Below are 4,420 nucleotides of genomic sequence, written 5' to 3' on the forward strand. Positions count from 1 at the left end.
GATAAAAAACAAAGGCAATAGTGGCTATGTTGCAATTTAAATGCCGATTAGCTTACGCTCAAAAAAATCTGCGTCATTAGACTTAGCCGTAAGTTGAAGATCGTCATTGGTCATTGGTCATTGGTCATTGGTAAATAACAAAGGACAAATGACAAAGGACAAATGACAATTAGACATCAAAATGATATGATACAGCCCCTTCTTCGTTCACCTTAAAGTTTGCATTGAATTCTTTAGCTTTTTCATCTAAATATTGTCTGGCGTGGGCTGCGGGTAGTTGTGACTGCATGGCAAAGCCTAAAACGGTTACGCGCCCGTGATTTTCTTGTAGCATCCCATAAAAAATCGATTGTAGGCGATCGCTAACTTGTTGATTAATTGCTTTTTTCTCTTGCCGACTTTGACGGTACAATCCCAATGCTAACCACGTCCCCAATGTTAGGGTAGGTACGCCAAAAATTAGACCACCAACAGCAGCATTATTATCTTCATAAGTAGCATTCGGTGCGTTAAATTCATACTCACCTGTAGGTATTGTGATGGCTTTAGGTGTAGCAAATTTTTCTAATGCCGCTGTTGCTGATAGAGTTACAAACATGAATCCGAGTGTCAGTAGCCAACCGGCAGCTAATTTTTCAGCAGTTTTCATAGTTCCACTTCAGATTTACACTTTGCTTGCGATTTTAACCTGAGTTTGATAAAGGTTCCAGTTTATCAATCTACCCCCAAATACAGTTTTTTAGCTTTTGGACAAGATTTTTTTGCCTACATTGAATATAGAATGGAAATTTGGTTAGTTGCTTTCACTATTCTCTTGGAAGCAGATGCGTAGTTTACCGCCGTAGGCATCGCTTCCTTTTTAAGAATGTATCATTACAGCACTTACGGCAGCTATGAGGTACATCCTAAAAGCTGAAAGCGATGATAGGAGAGGGGCAAGGAGAAAACTATATTGCATAATAGCCGGAAGCGCTGTATGCAGAGCGGAACAACGGTTATTTAGCATATCTCAGGTTTGAGATTGTCAAATCGCAGCAAGAGGTTTATTATACCTTTGCTGCGATTTTAAGTTTAATTGCGCGTAGCTTCCAGTAGGCGAGAAAAATAGAAGCGAGTCTTCGTCATTGCCCGTCGTTGCAATGAAAAGCCATTACTTTCCAAGATTTTCACCACATCAGCCTCACGATGCAAATATGCACGAGTGGCTTTACTTGGGCCAGGAAAGAAACTGCCAATTTTCTTGAGTATACTCAGGGCGCAGGTCTTCGGGGCAAAACTGAGAATTATCCGCGACTGTGCCAAAGAACAGAGGTGAGATATCATCTCATCGGCTTTTTCTTGGGGGTAGTGGATAAGAACATCTAAGCAAATAACAGTATGGTAGCTACCATTCAATGATTCCAAATCCTGCACAGCAAAAGTGGGATTTTCGGCATTTCCCAAGGTTTGCTTGGCTCTATCTCTGCCTTCTTCTACCATTTTTTCTGAAATATCGGTGGCATAGACTTTGGCTCCATCTACCGCCAGGGGAATGCTGAGACTACCGACACCACACCCAGCATCACAGATTGATAGCTCTGGTAAATTGTTATCAGCCTTCAGCCAACCGAGAACTGTATCCACAGTTTGCTGGTGTCCATTGCGGATGTCTAATTGCACTTTGTTGACTTCGCCATCGCCGTAGATTCGCTTCCAACGGTCAAACCCTGTGGAATTGAAATACTCACGAACAATCGTTTTGTCGTCGGCTACGTTCATAAACTTTGATTTTTAGGGGTTCCCAATGCTTAAAATTATCATTGATAGCAACCCATAAGAGCGGTCTTCCAGATTTTTCTAGATATGGAGCATTGAAGTAGGTTAGCACATCTTTGCATCTATAATCATTTAAACGAGAAACGGTATGAGCCTTGTTCTACTATTTATTCATCAATTCTTTTGGTTACTATAAATTATATTCTTATTTCAACCTGTAGATGTACATAACCCCTTATTAAGGTGTATCGTAATTGCGATCGCAACATTTATACTGTGAAAATTTTAGTTCTTTGTAACTAATAAAACTGAAGTAACCATAAGTTTCAGTAAAATTTCTTATCTGGCGATCGCTTTTGGGTCAATACTTCTTTGGTCTGATAATCTATATACTGCAACCTTTTCTTTTTTTTTCAGCAATCCCTAAGTATTTATTCTTATTTATCCTGAGAACATGACATTTGATGAGTATATGTTCCTGTAAACATTAAAAATTTAATCTTTTAAAGCTAAATAATATTTACAAAAGTAAAAATTGCTTAATATAATGTAACTAAAAGTGAAAAGGCAAATTGATTGTCAGAAGTGATGAATGCTATTGAATTTCCCTGGCTAACAGCTATAATCCTCTTACCCTTGGTGGCTGCCTTAGCCATCCCCCTAATCCCAGACAAAGAAGGTACAACCGTTCGGTGGTATGGTTTGGGAGTTGCGATCGCCGACTTTGCACTGATGATTTATGCCTTTTGGTATAAGTACGACTTCCAAACCTCAAGACTCCAACTTGTAGAAAACTATCCTTGGATACCACAGTTAGGTTTGCATTGGGCTGTGGGGGTTGATGGTTTATCGATGCCCTTGCTGCTTCTGACAGGCTTAATAAATACCCTTGCAATATTCGCGGCTTGGAAAGTTACTACCAAGCCGCGATTATTTTATGGTTTGATGTTAGCGATGTACAGCGCCCAGCTTGGCGTATTTGTCGCTCAAGATTTGCTGTTATTCTTCCTAATGTGGGAAATCGAGTTAGTGCCGGTTTACCTGCTGATTTCCATTTGGGGAGGACAAAACCGCCGTTATGCGGCTACCAAATTCATTCTTTACACCGCCGCCGCATCAATATTTATCTTGATTGCCGGTTTTGCGATCGCATTCTCTGGAGATACCGTTACCTTCGACATGGCAACTCTGGGAATGAAAGAATACCCCAAAACCTTGGAATTATTGGTTTATGCAGGTTTCTTAATCGCCTTCGGGGTGAAGTTACCGATTTTCCCTTTACACACTTGGCTACCTGATGCCCACGGTGAAGCATCAGCACCCGGTTCGATGATTTTGGCTGGTGTATTGCTAAAAATGGGTGGTTATGCTCTTATCCGTTTCAATGTGGAAATGTTGCCCAATGCCCATGTAACTTTTGCCCCAGTGCTAGCAATTTTGGGTGTGGTAAACATTGTCTACGGTGCTTGCTGCGCCTTCGCCCAAACCAATCTCAAACGCCGCTTGGCTTACTCTTCAATTGCCCACATGGGGTTTGTGCTGATTGGCATTGCCTCCTACACAGAACTGGGTATTAGCGGTGCAGTATTACAGATGGTTTCCCACGGCTTGATTGCTGCTAGCTTATTCTTCCTGTCTGGCGTGACTTACGATCGCACCCACACCTTGATGATGGATAAAATGGGCGGTATGGCCAAGGTAATGCCCAAAACCTTTGCTCTGTTTACCATTGGTTCAATGGCTTCTCTCGCCTTACCCGGAATGAGTGGTTTTGTCGGTGAGTTGATGGTATTTCTGGGTATAGCCACCAGTGATGTTTACAGTTCCAGCTTCAAAGTTGTAGTTGTGCTACTGTCAGCAGTTGGCGTGATTTTGACACCAATTTATTTACTGTCAATGCTGCGTCAAGTGTTCTACGGTGAGCAAAATGATGAGTTGCACTTGGATGCTGTAATATTTGATGTCAAACCCCGCGAAATATTTATTACCGCTTGTTTGTTGCTGCCAATCATCGGAATTGGGTTTTATCCCAAGTTGGCAATGCAGACTTATGATGTGAAGGCAGTAGAATTAGCCGCCCATGCTCGTCAAGTTCTACCAGTTGTTGCCCATCAGCAACCATCAAGTCTGTACTCGCGGATTTTCTCTGCACCAACATTAGCTACTTCTCAAGTTGAAAGTTCGATTAATATTTCTGAGTAAATTAACTTCCCATTAAGGGGCTGCAAGTAAATTCTAACTTTTCCAAAAATTAGGGGAATAAAGGGGTGGTTACGAAACCACCCCTAAAATTTTGCCAAGATATATCCTAAAGACAGGTGAAGCCCCAAAATATGAATTATGACCATTAACTTAGCTATAGCCACAGAAATTATACCAATCGTCTTGCAATTGCAACCTGCGATGTCTACGACGGGCTACGCCTACGCACTCACCGACGATCAATTTTATGAGTTTTGTCAGCTAAACGGTGATTTTCGCATTGAACGTAATGCTTTTGGAGAATTAGTAATTATGCCCCCTACTGGTTCCGAGACTGATGAACATAACTTTGAGGTTATTGTTCAGTTGGGTATTTGGGTAAAGCAAGATGGTACAGGTGTAGGGTTTGGTTCCAGTGGTGGGTTTACTTTGCCGAATGGTGCGGTGCGATCGCCTGATGCAG

General features: G+C 41.7%; 4 protein-coding genes. 2 read left to right on the forward strand and 2 right to left on the reverse strand.

The window, feature by feature from the left end; genetic code table 11:
- Positions 1-169: 169 nt before the first annotated feature.
- Positions 170-649, reverse strand: coding sequence for a hypothetical protein (locus HWQ37_RS01170; protein ID WP_292742806.1), 480 nt, complete (start codon positions 647-649; stop codon positions 170-172).
- A gap of 422 nt (positions 650-1,071) precedes the next feature.
- Positions 1,072-1,758, reverse strand: a complete 687-nt coding sequence (gene bchM / locus HWQ37_RS01175) for a magnesium protoporphyrin IX methyltransferase (protein ID WP_292742808.1) — start codon at positions 1,756-1,758, stop codon at positions 1,072-1,074.
- Between the two features lie 585 nt (positions 1,759-2,343).
- Here bchM and HWQ37_RS01180 point away from each other — a divergent pair.
- Entirely contained in the window at positions 2,344-3,957 is a 1,614-nt protein-coding gene (locus HWQ37_RS01180) for an NAD(P)H-quinone oxidoreductase subunit 4 (RefSeq protein ID WP_292742810.1), read from the forward strand.
- A gap of 138 nt (positions 3,958-4,095) precedes the next feature.
- Positions 4,096-4,420 (forward strand): Uma2 family endonuclease (locus HWQ37_RS01185; protein ID WP_292742812.1); only part of this gene is annotated, 325 nt, incomplete at its 3' end.

The sequence above is a fragment of the Nostoc sp. NMS4 genome, assembly GCF_017115095.1.
Lineage (GTDB): Bacteria > Cyanobacteriota > Cyanobacteriia > Cyanobacteriales > Nostocaceae > Nostoc.

Bases quoted from the DNA above. Each gene is read 5' to 3' on its own strand.
- bchM (WP_292742808.1), bottom strand. From the start codon at position 1,758: ATGAACGTAGCCGACGACAAAACGATTGTTCGTGAGTATTTCAATTCC.
- HWQ37_RS01170 (WP_292742806.1), bottom strand. From the start codon at position 649: ATGAAAACTGCTGAAAAATTAGCTGCCGGTTGGCTACTGACACTCGGA.
- HWQ37_RS01180 (WP_292742810.1), top strand. From the start codon at position 2,344: ATGAATGCTATTGAATTTCCCTGGCTAACAGCTATAATCCTCTTACCC.